A 15567-nucleotide genomic window follows, 5' to 3' on the forward strand; every position below is an offset into this window, starting at 1 on the left:
TGGGGGACGTTCCGCCACCAGTGTGATATGAGCCTCAGTCGGGCCGCGGGCACCCGTGCGGGTGGTCCCGGGACGACGGATTCCGCACCGGCCGCCTCACCCCTCCGGTATCGGCAGGGGCCGCTTCTCCAGGGCGGCCGCCATGATCTCCGGGAAGAGGTCGGGGGTGCAGGCGAAGGCGGGGACGCCGAGCGCGGCGAGCGCGGCGGCGTGCTCCCGGTCGTAGGCGGGGGCGCCCTCGTCGGAGAGCGAGAGCAGGCTCACGAACTGCGCCCCGGACGCCTTCATCGCCGCGACCCGCTTCAGCATCTCGTCGCGGATGCCTCCCTCGTACAGATCGCTGATGAGCACGACCACGGTGTCGGCGGGCCGGGTGATCCTCGACTGGCAGTAGGCGAGGGCGCGGTTGATGTCGGTGCCGCCGCCGAGCCGGGTGCCGAAGAGGACGTCGACCGGGTCGTCGAGCCGCTCGGTCAGGTCGACGACGGAGGTGTCGAAGACGACGAGGCGGGTGGCGAGCGACCGGAGGGAGGCGAGCACCGCGCCGAAGACGGCGGCGTGGACGACGGAGGCCGCCATCGAGCCGGACTGGTCGACGCAGAGCACCACCTCCTTCCGGACCGCCCGGGAGGCGCGCCCGTGGCCGACGAGCCGCTCGGGGACGACCGTGCCGTGCTCGGGCAGGTAGTGCTTGAGGTTGGCGCGGATCGTGCGGTCCCAGTCGATGTCGCGGTGGCGGGGGCGGCTGATCCGGGCGGAGCGGTCGAGCGCGCCGCCGAGGGTGGCGCGGGTACGGCTCGCGAGCCGCCGCTCCAGCTCGTCGGTGACCTTGCGCACCACCAGGCGCGCCGTCTCCCGGGTCCTCTCGGGCATGGCCTTTCCGAGCGAGAGCAGGGTGCCGACGAGGTGGACGTCGGCCTCGACGGCCTCCAGCGTCTCCGGCTCCAGGAGGAGGGTGGCGAGCCCGAGCCGGTCGATCGCGTCGCGCTGCATGACCTGGACGACGGAGCTCGGGAAGTACGTGCGGATGTCGCCGAGCCAGCGGGCCACGGAGGGCGCGGAGGCCCCGAGCCCGGCGCCGCGGCCCCTGCCGTCGTGGGGCGCGGTGTCGTAGAGCGCGGTGAGGGCGCCGTCCATGGCGGCGTCGGTGCCGGTGAGCGCCCGGCCGGTGCCTTCGGCGTCCCCGCCGCCCAGCACCAGCCGCCAGCGCCGCAGCCGCTCGTCGCCGCCGGGGGGCGTGCTCGTACTCGTACTCGTGCTCGTGCTCGTGCTCGTGCTCGTGCTCGTGCTCGTGCTCGTGCTCGTGCTCATACGGAGGCCTCCTTGCCGAGGATGAGGTGGAGCAGGGGCAGCACGGCGTCCGCCCGCGCGAGGTCGAGCCCGGTCGCGAACCCGGGCACGGCGGGCCCTGAGGTCCCCGCACCCCGGGAGCGCGGCCCCCGGGCGACCAGCTCCCCGATGCTGCGGCGCACGCCCGTCTCGTACGAGGAGAAGGTGCGGCGCAGCAGCGGCAGCACATCCGCGAAGGCCCCGTCCGGCACCCCGGTCAACCACGCGTCGACCAGCCCGAGCAGCCGCTCGTCGTGCACGAGCAGCAGCCCTCCCCCGGAGGCCCCGCCCACGAAACCGTCGATCCACGCGGCCGCGTCGGCCGGCGGCGTCCCGGGCGACAGCGCCCGGCTCATGAACACGGCCGCCTCCCCGTCCCCGACCCTCCCCTCGTCGAGCAGCAACCGGGCCGCCCTCCCCCGCACCACTCCGTGCGCCCGGTCCCGCTCGACGAGCCGCCGCAGCACCCCGGCCCAGCGGTCCGCGAGACCGGGGCGGGGGGCGGCGGCCGGGCCTCCAGCCCCGGCGTCCGTGGCGGGGCTCGTCCCGGGAAGGTCCTGGAGGAGGCCGATCGACGTGTGGACGGCGTCGAGACGGTCCCGCATCAGGGCGGCGGCGTCGGTGTCGAGTCCGGCGCAGGCGGGGGGCAGGCCGACGCAGATCCGCTCGGCGAGCCCGGCGGCGACCTCGCCGAGGGCGGCCGTGCCGGTGCCGCGGACGTCGCCGTAGCGCAGGGAGCGGGCCAGGGCCGGGAGGGCCTGGGCGAGGTGCGCGACGTCGGTGTCGAGCGCGGCCCGGTCGGCGAGCGCCCGCATGACGACGGGCAGCGCGTCGGCGAGCCCGGCGAGGAGGCACTGCTCGGCGAGGTCGGTGACGTCGGCGAGGGCGGTCGCGGCGAGTGCCAGGGACTCGGCCTTGGCGGTGGCTGCGGCCTCGACGGTGGTGCCCCAGACGCCGGCCTCGGCGACCCGGACGTGCAGCTCGGGCTCCCAGCGCAGCCGCCAGGTCTCGCGGAACGTCCCGGTGCCGGCGCGCCCGGCGGCCGGTTCGCCCCAGCGGACGCCGAGGAGGCGCAGCCGGTGCAGCAGACGGCTGCGCTCACCGTCGGTGTCCTTGCGGAGGTCGAGGTCGAGTTCGCGCTCCTGGGCCTCGGGCTTGAGGCGCAGGGTGCGCTGGCGGCGGGTCAGATCGCGCTGGAGGGGTACGGCGGGGGCGCCGGCCGGGACCTCGCCGAGGACGTCGCCGACGACGAGGCGGTCGCGAACGAGGTCGAGCGGCAGGTCGGAGCCCTCGCAGAGGACGGCGCGGACGGCGTCGGTCGTCTCGTCGAGGCCGGGGAGCGGGCGGCCGCGCAGGGCGGCGAGGGTCTCGGCGAGCCGGACGGCCTCGATGACGTGGGCGGAGGAGACGGGGTGGTCCTCGGCCCTGAGGAGCCCTGCGACCTTGGTCATCCAGCGCTCGACGGGTCGGTCGGGGGCGGCGAAGAGGTGCCCGTACCAGCCGGGCGCGTCGATCCCGGCGCCGTAGCCGGAGCGGCGGGCGAGCCTGCGGTGGGTCCAGGGGACCCAGGTCAGCTCGGTCTTCACCTTGGGCAGGCCCTTGAGGAGGGCCCGGTCGGCGGTGACGGTGGTGCGGCGGGTGAGCGCGGGCACGTGCCAGGCTCCGCAGACGACGGCGACGGAGTCCCCGAACTCCTTGCGGGCGGCGCGCAGCTGGAGCCGCATGTACGCCTCGCGGACCAGGTCGCGCGGGTGGCCGCCGTGCCCGTACGTCTCGCGCAGGGCGCCCATGGCCTCGGCGAGGGCCTCGAAGGGGGCGGTGGGGTCGCCCGGGCCGGGGAGCTCGACGACGTCCTCCCACCAGCGCTCGGGGTCCTCGTACCCGGCGGCCCCGGCGAGTTCGGCGACGGGGTCGATCCGCGGGCCGCTCCCGGCGGCTTCGTCGTCCTCGTCGCGCCAGGTGGGGTCGGCGGCGGCGAGGGTGTGGGCGGCGGGCAGGTCGATGAAGCGGACGGCCGCGCCCCGGTCGAGGGCCCAGCGGATCGCCACCCACTCGGGCGAGAACTCGGCCATCGGCCAGAACGCGGCCCGCCCGGGGTCGTCCACGGCATGGGCGAGCAGCGCGACCGGCGGCCGCATGTCCGGGTCGCCGGCGAGCGCCACGAGCGCGTCCGCCTCGGCCGGCCCCTCGACGAGCACCGCGGCGGGCCGCCTCGCCTCCAACGCCGCCCGCACCCCCCGCGCGGACCCCGGCCCGTGGTGCCGCACCCCGAGCAACAACGGCCCACCGCACGGCGCGCCGGGCCCGGCTACGGCAGACGCACCCGCGGGCCCGGCTTCTGGTACGCGGCCCGGCGCCGTCGCCGCGGCCGTCGGGGCGGCCGGTGCGGGGGCCGTCGGGGCGGCCGGTGCGGCGGCCGTCGGGGCGGCCGGCGCGGGAGCCGTACCCGGCGCGGGAGCCGTACCCGGCGCGGGAGCCGCGCCCGGGGCCGTCATGCGCTCACCTCGCGGCAGGCGCGGTAGAAGTCCTTCCAGCCGTCCCGCTCCCGCACGACCGTCTCCAGGTACTCCTGCCAGACGACCCGGTCGGCCGCCGGGTCGCGGACGACCGCGCCGAGGATGCCGGCGGCGATGTCGGCGGGGCGCAGGACGCCGTCGCCGAAGTGGGCGGCGAGGGCGAGGCCGCCGGTGACGACGGAGATGGCCTCGGCGGTGGAGAGCGTCCCGGAAGGGGACTTGATCCTCGTCCGGCCGTCGGCGGTGACGCCGTCCCGCAGCTCGCGGAAGACGGTGACGACCCGGCGGATCTCGTCGGCGCCGTCGGGCAGGGCGGGCAGCCGCAGGGAGCGTCCGAGCTGCTCGACGCGGCGGGCGACGATGTCGACCTCGTCGTCGGGGGTCGCGGGCAGCGGGAGCACGACGGTGTTGAACCGGCGGCGCAGGGCGCTGGAGAGCTCGTTGACGCCCCGGTCGCGGTCGTTGGCGGTGGCGATCAGGTTGAAGCCGGGGACGGCCTGCACCTCTTCTCCCAGCTCGGGGACGGGCAGGGTCTTCTCGGACAGGACCGTGATGAGCGTGTCCTGCACGTCGGCGGGGATGCGGGTGAGTTCTTCGACGCGGGCGGTCATGCCCCGGGACATCGCGCGCATCACGGGGCTGGGGACGAGGGCGTCCCGGCTGGGGCCGTGGGCGAGGAGCCGGGCGTAGTTCCAGCCGTACCGGATGGCTTCCTCGGGGGTGCCGGCGGTGCCCTGGACGAGGAGGGTGGAGTCGCCGCTGACGGCGGCGGCGAGGTGCTCGGAGACCCAGGTCTTGGCGGTGCCGGGGACGCCGAGCAGGAGCAGCGCCCGGTCGGTGGCGAGCGTGGTGACGGCGACTTCGACGATGCGGCGCGGCCCGACGTACTTGGGCGTGACGACGGTCCCGTCGGGGAGCGTGCCGCCGAAGAGGTAGGTGGCGACGGCCCAGGGCGAGAGGCGCCAGCGGGCGGGCCGGGGCCGGTCGTCGGCGGCGGCGAGGGCCGCCAGTTCATGGGCGAAGGCGTGCTCGGCGTGCGGCCGCAGGGCCTCGGTGGCGGTCTGCGGCCCGCCCGTTCCGGCGTCCGTCTCGACACCGGGACCGGGCTTCGCGATGGTTTCGGGCACGGGCATGGGTCCCCCTCCAGATCGTTCGACCTGCTGTGCGATCCACCGTGCACCACGGCACTGACAATCGGATGTCTCCGCTGGTCAGGGCCGGTTGGGAGGGTACTGAGGGGTGGGTGGGCGTCAACCCACGCCCGGCGAGAGGACGTCAGCACACGACCGGCGAGAGGGCGTCAGCCGACGACAGGGGAGACGGCGACGCAGCCACCCGCCATCGCCTGCTCGCCCTTGGCCTCCTTGATGACCTTGCCCTGGTAGACGACCTTGCAGGTGAGGTCGGCGGGGTCGAGGGAGACGGGCATGACGGCCGGCGGCATGATGCCCTTCAGCGTCACCGTCTTCTTCCACGGCGTGGCGGGCTTCTTCTCCGACTCGATCTTCGGCTCCATCGCGGTGCCGCCGCCGGCGTGGAAGTCGATCGACTCGACGCCCTTGCCGCTGACCTCGTACGTGACCTCGTAGGTCTCGGTCACGGACTTGTCGACCTGGTCGACGGCCTTCTCCGTGGCCTCGGCGCAGGCCCCGAGGCCGAGGGCGAGGCCGGTGACGGCGAGGGCCGAGACGGCGGTGCGGACGGTGCGCTTCATGGGGTCCCCTGGGCGGCGTGGTGCGGTTCGTCGGTCGCCGCAGAGAATCGTAAAGAACGAGTAAAGTCAAATCGCTCATCACCCGCCTCCGCCTCCCACCTCCTCAGGGAACCGCCAGATCAGGAGCGTTGTCAGTGGCGGCCTCTACCGTCGAGGACATGAATGCCATGGGGGTGCGCTGGACGGCTGAACAGGTGCTGGCACTGGCTCCTGACGAAGCGTCGCGCAGAGCGGGGAGCGGGCTCGGCACGGCCGGGCCGTGGTCGGAGACGGGGTGTGGCGACGGCGCGGTCTGGGGGCTGTGCAAGGGCGGCGGCAGCGCGCCGTACCGGACGGTCGTCGACACCACGGCCCCGGCGTACTCCTGCGGCTGCCCCGGTCGGAAGCTCCCCTGCGAGCACGCGCTGGGCCTGCTGCTGCTCCGCGCGGCGGACGGGATCGCCGCCGAGGACTCCCCCGCCCCCGACTGGGCCGCGCGGTGGCTCGCGGCGCGGCGCGGCCGGACCGAGGGCACCGGCGGGGAGACCGGGGGCCCGGGCGCGGTGGCGGACCCCGAGGCGGCGCGCCGCAGGGCCGAGCGCAGGGCGGCCCGGATCACCGCGGGCGCCCAGGAGTTGGAGCAGCGGCTCGCGGACCTGCTGCGCGGCGGCCTGGCGGCGGCCGGGCAGGCGGGGTACGGGCTGTGGGAGGAGACGGCGGCCCGCATGGTCGACGCCCAGGCGCCGGGGCTCGCCGGGCGGGTCCGGGAGCTGGGGGCGATACCGGGCTCGGGGCCGGGCTGGCCCGTGCGGCTCCTGGAGGAGTGCGCGCTGACCCACCTCCTGGACCGGGCGTGGCTGGCGGCGGACCGGCTGCCCGCCCCGTTCGCGACGACGGTACGGACCCGGGTGGGCCTCACCGCCCCGGCCGACGGCGTCCCGGTGCGCGACCACTGGCTGGTCCTCGCCCAGTACGACGCCCCCGACGCCCGGCTGACCACCCGTCGGATCTGGCTGCACGGCACGACGACCGGCCGCACCGCGCTCCTGCTCTCCTACGGCGCGGCGGGCAGAGCGCCCCGGCTCGCGCTGCCCGTGGGCGCGCTGCTCGACGGCGAACTGACCCCGCACACCGGCGCCGGCCAGGTGCGGGCGGAGCCGGGCGAGCACTTCGTCCCGGTCCCGGGCCCCGTCGCCCCGCCGGCGGGCGGACCGGTCGGCGCGGCGCTCGACGCGTACGGCCGCGCGCTGGGCGAGGACCCGTGGCTGGACTCCTGGCCGGTGACGCTGAGCGGGGTCGTACCGGCGCGCGGGGAGTACGGCTGGCAGCTCGCCGACGCCGACGGCCGCGAGGCGGTGCCCCTGACGCCCGCCGCCCAGTCCCGGTCCGGCCTCTGGCGGCTGCTCGCCGTGTCCGGCGGCGCCCCGGTGACCGTGTTCGGGGAGTGCGGGCACCGGGGGTTCAGCCCGCTCGCCGCCTGGTCGCCGGAGACCCCGGGCGAGACGGTCCCCCTCCTATGACGCAGACGCGCATGACGCCCGGTCACCGCGCACCGACCCACCGGAGGAGCCCGATGGACCCGAGCACCGCGTCCGCCCCGACGGCGGAGACCACGACCGACCCCGACGCGAGCCGTACGACCACAACCGCGACCACTGCGGCCACGCCCCCGGCCCCTGCCCCGCCGCCGGCGACGGGGCTCGACGACGACGGTTCCGCCCGCGCCTGGGAGGAGCTCGTCAGTGCGGCGCTGCTCGGGACGGACCGGCGGCCCCCCGCCGGGCTCGCGGGCTCCGTGGCGCCCCGGGACGTGCCGGGCGCGCTGCTCGACGCCGCCGCGCTGCACACCGTACGACGCAGGGCGGGGCTGCGGCCGGGGCCCGCCGCGCCCCTGCCGGAGCCCGCTCCGGAGGACCCGCGCGCCCCGCTGCCCGAGGCCGCCCGGCTCCGCCTCGACCAGCTGCTCGCCGACCGGGCCGCGCCCTCGCCCGCCGGACGGCGCGGGGCCGCCCCCGATCTGGCCGAGCTGCTCCCCCAGTGGCTGGCCCTCGCCAACCAGCAGGGCTACAAGGCGGCGCCGGCCACCCTGCCGGCGCTGCTCGACGCGGCCAGGGCCCGCACCGACCTGCGGCCCCAGGCGCTCCGCCTGGCCGGCCCGCGCGGTCTGTGGCTGGCCCGGCTCAACCCCGAGTGGAAGTTCGCCCTCCGGGGCACGGGCGCGGCCGGCGGGCTCCCGTCCCCGGGGGACGCGGAGGGGGTCCGCGCCCTGTGGGACGAGGGCCTGTTCGCCGAGCGGGTCGCCCTGCTCGCCGCCGTACGGACCGAGGACCCGGCCGCCGGTCTCGCGCTGCTCGCGTCGACCTGGTCCGCCGAGCGGGCGGAGGACCGGCTGATGTTCCTGGACTCGCTGCGCACCGGGCTCTCCGACGCCGACGAGGAGTTCCTCGAAGAGGCCCTGGGCGACCGCAGCCGGAACGTCCGGGCCACCGCCGCCGAGCTGCTCTCCGCCCTGCCGGCCTCCGCCCTCGCGGGCCGGATGGCGGGCCGGGCCGCGACCTGCGTCGGTCTGGACCGTACGGCCCCGACGCCGACGATCGCCGTCGAGGCCCCGCACGAGTGCGACGCGGCGATGCAGCGGGACGGCCTGGTGGCGACGCCCCCGGCGGGCCGGGGCGAGCGTTCCTGGTGGCTGGGGCAGCTCGTCGAGGCGGCGCCGCTGCCCTTCTGGCCGACGAGGTTCGGGGGCCGCACCCCGGAGGAGATCGTGGCGCTGCCGGTGGCCGACGACTGGCAGGCCGAGCTGCATGCGGCCTGGTGCCGGGCCGCCGTGCGCCAGCGGGACCCGGACTGGTCGCGCGCGCTGCTCGGTTCGCCGGCGGTCCCGCCCGCGACGGGCCCGGGCACCTCGTCCCTGGCCGAGCGCGCCCAGCTCCTCTCGACGCTGTCCGTGGAGGAACGGGCGCGCTGGGTGGCCTCGTTCGTCGCGGCGCACGGGCTCTCGGAGGCGTTCCAGCTGCTCGGCGTCTGCGCCGTGCCGTGGGCGGAGCCGCTCGGCGCGGCGGTGATCGACGCCCTCGACATCGCGCGGGAGGCGGGCAGTTACCCGTGGAGCTTCAGCGGGGTGATGGGCCTGGCGGAGCGCTGCCTCGCCCCCGAGGCGGCCCGGCAGCTGGAGTCCCTGACGGCCCGTCCCGACGAGGCGGAGGACAGCGCGCCGGGCGCGGGCGACTACTGGGCGGAGGCCTTCCAGCGCCTGGTCTCCACGCTCCGGCTCCGCGCGGCGATGCGCGCGGAACTCACACCGCCGCGGGGGACCGCCCCATGAGACACGTCAGGGCCTTCCCGTGCGGGAAGGCCCTGACGAGCGAGGTGCGCGGCGGACTACGCCGCGACGCGGATGTTCGCGTTCACCCAGTCGACGATGGACGCGGTCGTCGCGCCCGGCGTGAAGATCTCCGCGACGCCCTTCTCCTTCAGCGGGGCGATGTCCGCTTCGGGGATGATGCCGCCGCCGAAGACCTTGATGTCCTCCGCGTCGCGGTCCTTGAGGAGCTCCAGGACCTTCGCGAACAGCGTGTTGTGCGCTCCCGAGAGGATCGAGAGGCCGATGGCGTCGGCGTCCTCCTGGATCGCGGTGTCGACGATCTGTTCGGGCGTCTGGTGGAGCCCGGTGTAGATGACCTCCATGCCGGCGTCGCGGAGCGCTCGCGCGATCACCTTGGCCCCGCGATCGTGACCGTCGAGACCCGGCTTGGCGACGACCACCCGGATCGGACCGCTCACACCCATCACTGCCTCCACATGCGACCCCCGCGCTTCATTGCCGGGGAGGTGAACGAACGTTATCTCCAGCATCCCGCACCCGGCCGTTTCGCGGTGGCGAGCGAGGGGGAAATCACACGTGGGACATGTTCGCTCTGCGCCGTCCCCGCTTCCGGGCCCTCCTCCTGGGCCCACCAGCCGCGAGCGGGGCCGGTCGCGAAGGGAGCCGCGACGAGGCCCGCCGCGCCCCCGTGCCGCCGTCCGTGCGGCACGGGGGCGCGGCGGACCGGCGTACCGTCCGGCCCCGCGTGCCGTTCGGGAGGCCGGCCATGGAGCTCGCCAAGGTCACCGCCCTGATGAAGGCCACCGCGCTGGAAGTCGCGATCCTCACCGGCCATCTCGTCCTCTACCCGTCCGGGATCGTCGCCGAGCGGCTCTCCACCACCGCGAAGCCCACCGAGAAGCCCGGCACGACGCCCACCGCGACACCCGACGAGCCCTCCCCCGACACCTCCGGCGCCCCCGCCACGATCGCCGCGGGAAGCCGCCCCGTCGTCCTCCTGCACGGCTTCGTCGACAACCGTTCGGTCTTCGTCCTGCTGCGCCGCTCCCTCGTCCGGCACGGCCGTGACCACGTCGAGTCGCTCAACTACTCCCCGCTCACCTGCGACCTGCGGGCCGCCGCCGAACTGCTCGGCCGCCGGGTGGACGAGATCCGCGCCCGCACCGGACACGCCGAGGTCGACGTCGTCGGGCACAGCCTGGGCGGCCTCATCGCCCGCTACTACGTGCAGCGACTGGGCGGCGACAGCCGGGTGCGGACCCTCGTGACGCTGGGCACCCCGCACGCGGGCACCACGGTGGCCCCGCTCGCCGACGCGCATCCGCTGGTGCGGCAGATGCGGCCGGGTTCGGAGGTCCTGCGGGAGCTCGCCGGGCCCGCGCCCGGCTGCCGGACCCGGTTCGTGAGCTTCTGGAGCGATCTGGACCAGGTGATGGTGCCGGTGGAGACCGCCCGTCTCGACCACCCCGACCTGCTCGTGCACAACGTGCGGGTGAGCGGCATCGGCCATCTCGCGCTGCCCGTGCACCCGACGGTGGCCGCCGGGGTCCGGGAGGCCCTCGACGCCGGCGGTCCGGCCGTCTCCGGGAGGCGGGACGAGGGGTCCGGCGCCACCTCCGTCGCCTGAGCGCACGACACCGTTCTTCGAACGTTCATCGAACACAAGGCCAAAGCTCTCCACCCGACCTGGCAAAACACGGTCGATTGCCCTTTTCCTACGGGCCCAAACCCCTCCGAAGATTGTCCGCCCCGCGTACCGCCGGGTACAGTCGCGCCACTGCTTACCCCCGGGACACCCCTTCACGGGCCCGCCCCGGACTGGTCCTGCTGCCGAGGCGAGAGAGACGTTGGTGAACGACCAGCACCCCCACGCCGGGTACGTCGGAGACGGCGCCCACACCACCGGCAGTTTCGCCATCGACCCGCTGTTCGGCGCCTACGCCGGCGGCCAGGCCGACCACAGCGGCCAGTGGGACCTCGGCCAGTACGCCGCCACCGGCACGTACGCGACGACGGGGCAGTACGACACCACCGGGCAGTACGACACGACCGGCCAGTGGGACACCACGGGCCAGTGGAACACCGCCGCCACCTCCTCCTACGAGGCCACCGGCGCGTACGGGACCGCCGCGGCGCAGTACGACACCACCGGCCAGTGGGACGCCTCCGCCTGGACCGAGGCCCAGCACACCGGCCAGTACGAGACCGCCCACGCCGGCGCCTACGCCGCCCAGGGCACCTACGGCTACGAGGCCTACGACGCCACCGGCCAGTGGGCCGCCCCCGCCTTCGCGACCGAGACCGGCGCCTTCGACGCGACCGCGTGGAACCACGCGGCCCCGGAGCCCGAGCCGGTCGTCCCGCAGCAGTACACCCCGCATGCCGCGCAGGCCGAGCACACCGCCGAGTTCGCCTTCGAGTACGTCCCCGGGGAACACGAGGGGCACGAAGGACACGACGGACACGCCTCCGACGAGGTCCACGAGGCCTACGACGATTCCGACGACGCCTACGAAGGCTCCGACGAGGCCTACGACCTGGCGGAGGCCGGGACTCCGGAAGCCCTCGACGAGGACGGCGAGGACGGCACGTACGACCGTCCGGCCGTCGAGCTCCGCACCGAACCGCCCGTCGCCGGCCGCCCCGTGCGCCGCTCCTCCGGCGGCAGCCGCGGCCGTCGCCGCACCCCCGCCAAGCGGTCCGCGCTGCTGACCGTCGCCGTCCCCTCCGCCTGCGTCATGGGCGTCGCCGGCATCGCCGCCGCCTCCGTCGGCGGACTGACCGGGACCACCGACAGCGGGCAGAAGGACGGCAACACCACCTCGCTCGCCGCCGCCGACCCGGCCTCGGTCAAGCAGGTCGCCGCCAACCACGCGTTCGACACCCAGCTCGCCGCGCTCAACGCCGACGCCCGCGACTTCGGCGACCGCGCCAGCCGCACCCAGGAGCGCATCGACCTCCGGGCCCGCCAGGCGGCCGACAAGAAGAAGCGCGAGGAGGAAGCGGCCCGCAAGGAGGCGCTGCGCCCCAAGTACGTGCTGCCGGTGACGCTCCACCAGCTCAGCGCGCGCTTCGGCCAGGCGGGCGTCAACTGGATGTCGGTGCACACGGGCATCGACTTCCCCGTGCAGTACGGCACCCCCGTCATGGCCGCGACCGACGGCACCGTCCGCACGCAGTGGAACAGCGCCTACGGCAACATGGCGATCGTGACCTCCCCCAACGGCACCGAGACCTGGTACTGCCACCTGAGCAGCACCAAGATCCGCTCGGGCCACGTCAAGGCCGGCGACGTCATCGCCTACTCCGGCAACTCCGGCAACTCCACCGGCCCGCACCTCCACTTCGAGGTCCGGCCGAACGCCGGCTCCGCGATCGACCCGCTGGCCTGGCTGCGCAGCCACGGCCTCGACCCGACCAGCTGAGCTTTCCCCGTACCCGTACGAGCCCGTACCCGTACGCGAAGGGCCCCGGCATCCACTGCCGGGGCCCTTCGCGTACCAACCGTCTCGCTTACAGCTTCTCGACCGGCGCGTACCGCAGCAGCAGCCGCTTCGGCTTGTCGTCGCCGAAGTCGATGGTCGCCTGGGCGTCCGAGCCCGCTCCGGTCACCGACACGACCGTACCGAGGCCGAACTGGTCGTGCGTGACCCGGTCGCCGACCTGGAGGGAGATCACCGGCTTGTCGCCGGCGCGCCGGGTGGCGAAGCCGGAGGGGCCGGAGCGCGCGCGGGAGGAGGACAGCGAGGAGGTGATCCCCGAGGTCGGCCCGGCGGGCTTGACCATCGGACCGGTCCGCTTCCACTCCAGGTACGCGGGCGGGATCTCCTCCAGGAAGCGCGAGGCCGGGTTGTACGAGGGCTGGCCCCAGGCGCTGCGCATCGACGAGCGGGTGAGGTAGAGCCGCTCACGCGCGCGCGTGATGCCGACGTACGCGAGGCGCCGCTCCTCCTCCAGCTCCTTCGTCTGCCCGAGGGCGCGCATGTGCGGGAAGACGCCGTCCTCCATGCCGGTGAGGAACACCACCGGGAACTCCAGGCCCTTGGCGGTGTGCAGGGTCATCAGGGTGATGACGCCCCGGCCCTCCTCGTCCTCGTCCGGGATCTGGTCGGAGTCGGCGACGAGCGCGACCTTCTCCAGGAACTCGGCGAGGGTCGCGGGCTCCTCGCCGCGCTCCTGCTCGAACTCCAGGGCGACGGCGGCGAGTTCCTGGAGGTTCTCGATCCGGGTCTCGTCCTGCGGGTCCGTCGAGGCCTGGAGCTCGGCCAGATAGCCCGTCCGCTCCAGGACCGCTTCCAGGACGACGGCGGGACCGGCGCCGGACTCGACGACGGTGCGCAGCTCGTCCATGAGCGCGTTGAACCGCTTCACCGCGTTCGCCGAGCGCGCGGCCATGCCGTACGCCTCGTCGACCCGCTTGAGGGCCTGCGGGAAGGTGATCCTCTCGCGCAGGGAGAGGGCGTCGATCATCGCCTCGGCGCGCTCGCCGATGCCCCGCTTGGGGACGTTGAGGATGCGGCGCAGCGGGACGTTGTCCTCGGGGTTGGCGAGGACGCGCAGGTACGCCAGGACGTCCCGGACCTCCTTGCGCTCGTAGAAGCGCACGCCGCCGACGACCTTGTAGGGCAGTCCGACGCGGATGAACACCTCTTCGAAGACGCGGGACTGGGCGTTGGTCCGGTAGAAGACGGCGACGTCCCCCGCCTTGGCGTCGCCCGCGTCGGTGAGCCGGTCGATCTCGTCGGCGACGAACTGGGCCTCGTCGTGCTCGGTGTCGGCGACGTAGCCGGTGATCTGCGCTCCCGCGCCCGCGTTCGTCCACAGGTTCTTGGGGCGGCGGGACTCGTTGCGCTCGATGACGGCGTTGGCGGCGGACAGGATCGTCTGGGTGGAGCGGTAGTTCTGCTCCAGGAGGATCGTCGTCGCGTCCGGGTAGTCCTCCTCGAACTGGAGGATGTTGCGGATGGTGGCGCCGCGGAAGGCGTAGATCGACTGGTCGGCGTCGCCGACGACGCACAGCTCGGCCGGGCCGAGGTCCTCGTAGCCGGTGCCGACGAGCTCCCGCACGAGGGTGTACTGCGCGTGGTTGGTGTCCTGGTACTCGTCGACGAGGACGTGCCGGAAGCGGCGGCGGTAGTGCTCGGCGACGTCCGGGAACGCCTGGAGCAGGTGGACCGTCGTCATGATGATGTCGTCGAAGTCCAGGGCGTTGGCCTCGCGCAGCCGCGCCTGGTACATCCGGTACGCCTCGGCGAGCGTCTTCTCGAAGCCGTCGGCGGCCTGGTCGGCGAAGGTCTCCTCGTCGATCAGCTCGTTCTTGAGGTTCGAGATCTTGGCGCTGAACGCCTTCGGCGGGAACTTCTTCGGGTCGAGGTCCAGGTCGCGGCAGACCAGGGACATCAGCCGCTTGGAGTCGGCGGCGTCGTAGATCGAGAAGGAGGAGGTGAAGCCGAGGCGCTTCGACTCGCGGCGCAGGATGCGGACGCACGCGCTGTGGAAGGTCATGACCCACATCGCGCTCGCGCGCGGTCCGACGAGCTGCTCGACGCGCTCCTTCATCTCGCCGGCGGCCTTGTTGGTGAAGGTGATCGCCAGTATCTGGCCGGGGTGGACGTGCCGCGTGCCAAGGAGGTGGGCGATGCGGTGGGTGAGCACCCGGGTCTTGCCGGAGCCGGCGCCGGCGACGATGAGCAGCGGGGTGCCGGTGTGGACGACGGCGGCGCGCTGCTGTTCGTTCAGCCCTTCCAGGAGCGCGGCGGGGTCCACGACGGGCCGGGGGTGGCCGTCGCGGTAGTGCGTCTCCCGGGCGGGCGGGGGCGCGTCGAAGTGCTCCCCGAAGAGGTCGTGCGGGACCTCCTCCGCAGCCGGGGAGCCGTACTCCTCGTCCGCGGGGTCCTCGGGCGGGGGCGGGGGCTCCTCGGCGTGGTTCTGGAGGCCGGCCAGGAAGCTGTCGTCAAAGAGGCTGCTCATCGCCTCACGAGTCTAGGACGCCCCACCGACATCCGGGCCCGCCTTCGGGACGGTCTCTGTGGAAGCCCTCACACCCAGAGGGTCGCGATGAAGATGTTCGCCATGGTCAGGCCGCCGACGGCGCCGAAGAGGCCCTTGTCGACCTTCTCCTCGTCCCGCTTGACGTAGACGAGGCCCAGGATCACGACGAGGATCGCCAGCTTGATGCCGACCTTGAGGTTGTTCACGGTGTGGTCGTCGGCCTGGTTGAGGCCGACGAGCGCGACGCCCGTGACCAGCATGGTCAGCGCGCCGTGCAGCATCGCGGGGACGAAGCGGGCCGTACCGGCGCCCATCGCCTTCATCTGGGTGAGGAAGCCGCCGAGGAGGGAGGCGATACCGATGATGTGCAGGGCGACGAAGACATTGATGAGTACGTCCATGGGGCGGAGCCTAACCGGGGCCCTACCACCGCTTTCCGGCCGGGTCCACTCCTTCCGGCGGTTCGGTCGGGCGGCCGACGGAATGTCCCCGACCCCTCACTCCGGGCGAACGGTTCCGATCCCCGACACGTCAACTGTCGCCAATAGCGGTCAACTCCCCGTCCGGCCGTGACCCCAGGTTTAGCGTCCTCCACCAGGTGACCGGCTCCCCACCCCCGTCGGCGATCCGGCGGCCGTCGGTCACCCCCGCCGAGAAAACCGGCGGCGGTCCGTCTCCCCTGTGCGGCCCGCCGCCGGCCCGGCGGTCACCGT

Annotated in this window: 11 protein-coding genes; 4 read left to right on the forward strand and 7 right to left on the reverse strand. The window is 74.5% G+C overall.

What is annotated here, in order from left to right; genetic code table 11:
* Positions 1-96: 96 nt before the first annotated feature.
* The 4 genes from ACH4TP_RS03545 to ACH4TP_RS03560 all read right to left on the reverse strand — a co-directional run bounded on the left by ACH4TP_RS03545 (position 97) and on the right by ACH4TP_RS03560 (position 5559).
* Positions 97-1311 (reverse strand): VWA domain-containing protein, encoded by a 1215-nt coding sequence (locus tag ACH4TP_RS03545; protein ID WP_398435494.1) that lies wholly within the window; start codon positions 1309-1311, stop codon positions 97-99.
* Positions 1308-3824 (reverse strand): DUF5682 family protein, encoded by a 2517-nt coding sequence (locus ACH4TP_RS03550; protein ID WP_398435496.1) that lies wholly within the window; start codon positions 3822-3824, stop codon positions 1308-1310. The genes ACH4TP_RS03545 and ACH4TP_RS03550 overlap by 4 nt, the downstream gene beginning before the upstream one ends.
* Positions 3821-4978: an AAA family ATPase gene (locus tag ACH4TP_RS03555; protein ID WP_398435498.1), complete on the reverse strand. Its 1158-nt coding sequence runs from the start codon at positions 4976-4978 to the stop codon at positions 3821-3823. The genes ACH4TP_RS03550 and ACH4TP_RS03555 overlap by 4 nt, the downstream gene beginning before the upstream one ends.
* A 167-nt stretch (positions 4979-5145) precedes the next feature.
* Positions 5146-5559 (reverse strand): hypothetical protein, encoded by a 414-nt coding sequence (locus ACH4TP_RS03560; protein ID WP_398184297.1) that lies wholly within the window; start codon positions 5557-5559, stop codon positions 5146-5148.
* 158 nt (positions 5560-5717) lie between these two features.
* On the opposite strand from ACH4TP_RS03560, the gene ACH4TP_RS03565 reads away from it, so the two are divergent.
* A complete protein-coding gene (locus ACH4TP_RS03565; protein WP_398435499.1) occupies positions 5718-7058 on the forward strand; it encodes an SWIM zinc finger family protein in 1341 nt (446 codons plus the stop codon).
* A gap of 53 nt (positions 7059-7111) precedes the next feature.
* Entirely contained in the window at positions 7112-8863 is a 1752-nt protein-coding gene (locus tag ACH4TP_RS03570; RefSeq protein WP_398435501.1) for a DUF5691 domain-containing protein, read from the forward strand.
* 56 nt (positions 8864-8919) lie between these two features.
* Here ACH4TP_RS03570 and ACH4TP_RS03575 read toward each other — a convergent pair whose 3' ends face one another.
* Entirely contained in the window at positions 8920-9327 is a 408-nt protein-coding gene (locus ACH4TP_RS03575) for a cobalamin B12-binding domain-containing protein (RefSeq protein WP_389220703.1), read from the reverse strand.
* 302 nt (positions 9328-9629) lie between these two features.
* Here ACH4TP_RS03575 and ACH4TP_RS03580 point away from each other — a divergent pair, with 302 nt between their 5' ends.
* Positions 9630-10490, forward strand: a complete 861-nt coding sequence (locus ACH4TP_RS03580) for a lipase family alpha/beta hydrolase (protein ID WP_398435504.1) — start codon at positions 9630-9632, stop codon at positions 10488-10490.
* A 223-nt stretch (positions 10491-10713) separates the two neighbouring features.
* Positions 10714-12288, forward strand: coding sequence for a M23 family metallopeptidase (locus ACH4TP_RS03585; protein WP_398435506.1), 1575 nt, complete (start codon positions 10714-10716; stop codon positions 12286-12288).
* 88 nt (positions 12289-12376) lie between these two features.
* Here the strand turns inward: ACH4TP_RS03585 and pcrA are convergent, their stop codons facing one another.
* Positions 12377-14833, reverse strand: a complete 2457-nt coding sequence (gene pcrA / locus ACH4TP_RS03590; RefSeq protein ID WP_389220711.1) for a DNA helicase PcrA — start codon at positions 14831-14833, stop codon at positions 12377-12379.
* Between the two features lie 68 nt (positions 14834-14901).
* Positions 14902-15255, reverse strand: a complete 354-nt coding sequence (locus tag ACH4TP_RS03595) for a hypothetical protein (protein ID WP_389220714.1) — start codon at positions 15253-15255, stop codon at positions 14902-14904.
* Between the last annotated feature and the right edge of the window lie 312 nt (positions 15256-15567).

It is taken from the genome of Streptomyces sp. NPDC021012, assembly GCF_044333355.1.
GTDB lineage: Bacteria > Actinomycetota > Actinomycetes > Streptomycetales > Streptomycetaceae > Streptomyces.

Excerpts from the sequence above, each read along its gene's own strand:
- ACH4TP_RS03565 (WP_398435499.1), top strand. The coding sequence starts at position 5,718 with ATGAATGCCATGGGGGTGCGCTGGACGGCTGAACAGGTGCTGGCACTG.
- ACH4TP_RS03555 (WP_398435498.1), bottom strand. The coding sequence starts at position 4,978 with ATGCCCGTGCCCGAAACCATCGCGAAGCCCGGTCCCGGTGTCGAGACG.
- pcrA (WP_389220711.1), bottom strand. The coding sequence starts at position 14,833 with ATGAGCAGCCTCTTTGACGACAGCTTCCTGGCCGGCCTCCAGAACCAC.
- ACH4TP_RS03545 (WP_398435494.1), bottom strand. The coding sequence starts at position 1,311 with ATGAGCACGAGCACGAGCACGAGCACGAGCACGAGCACGAGCACGAGC.
- ACH4TP_RS03550 (WP_398435496.1), bottom strand. The coding sequence starts at position 3,824 with ATGACGGCCCCGGGCGCGGCTCCCGCGCCGGGTACGGCTCCCGCGCCG.
- ACH4TP_RS03575 (WP_389220703.1), bottom strand. The coding sequence starts at position 9,327 with ATGGGTGTGAGCGGTCCGATCCGGGTGGTCGTCGCCAAGCCGGGTCTC.
- ACH4TP_RS03580 (WP_398435504.1), top strand. The coding sequence starts at position 9,630 with ATGGAGCTCGCCAAGGTCACCGCCCTGATGAAGGCCACCGCGCTGGAA.
- ACH4TP_RS03570 (WP_398435501.1), top strand. The coding sequence starts at position 7,112 with ATGGACCCGAGCACCGCGTCCGCCCCGACGGCGGAGACCACGACCGAC.
- ACH4TP_RS03595 (WP_389220714.1), bottom strand. The coding sequence starts at position 15,255 with ATGGACGTACTCATCAATGTCTTCGTCGCCCTGCACATCATCGGTATC.
- ACH4TP_RS03560 (WP_398184297.1), bottom strand. The coding sequence starts at position 5,559 with ATGAAGCGCACCGTCCGCACCGCCGTCTCGGCCCTCGCCGTCACCGGC.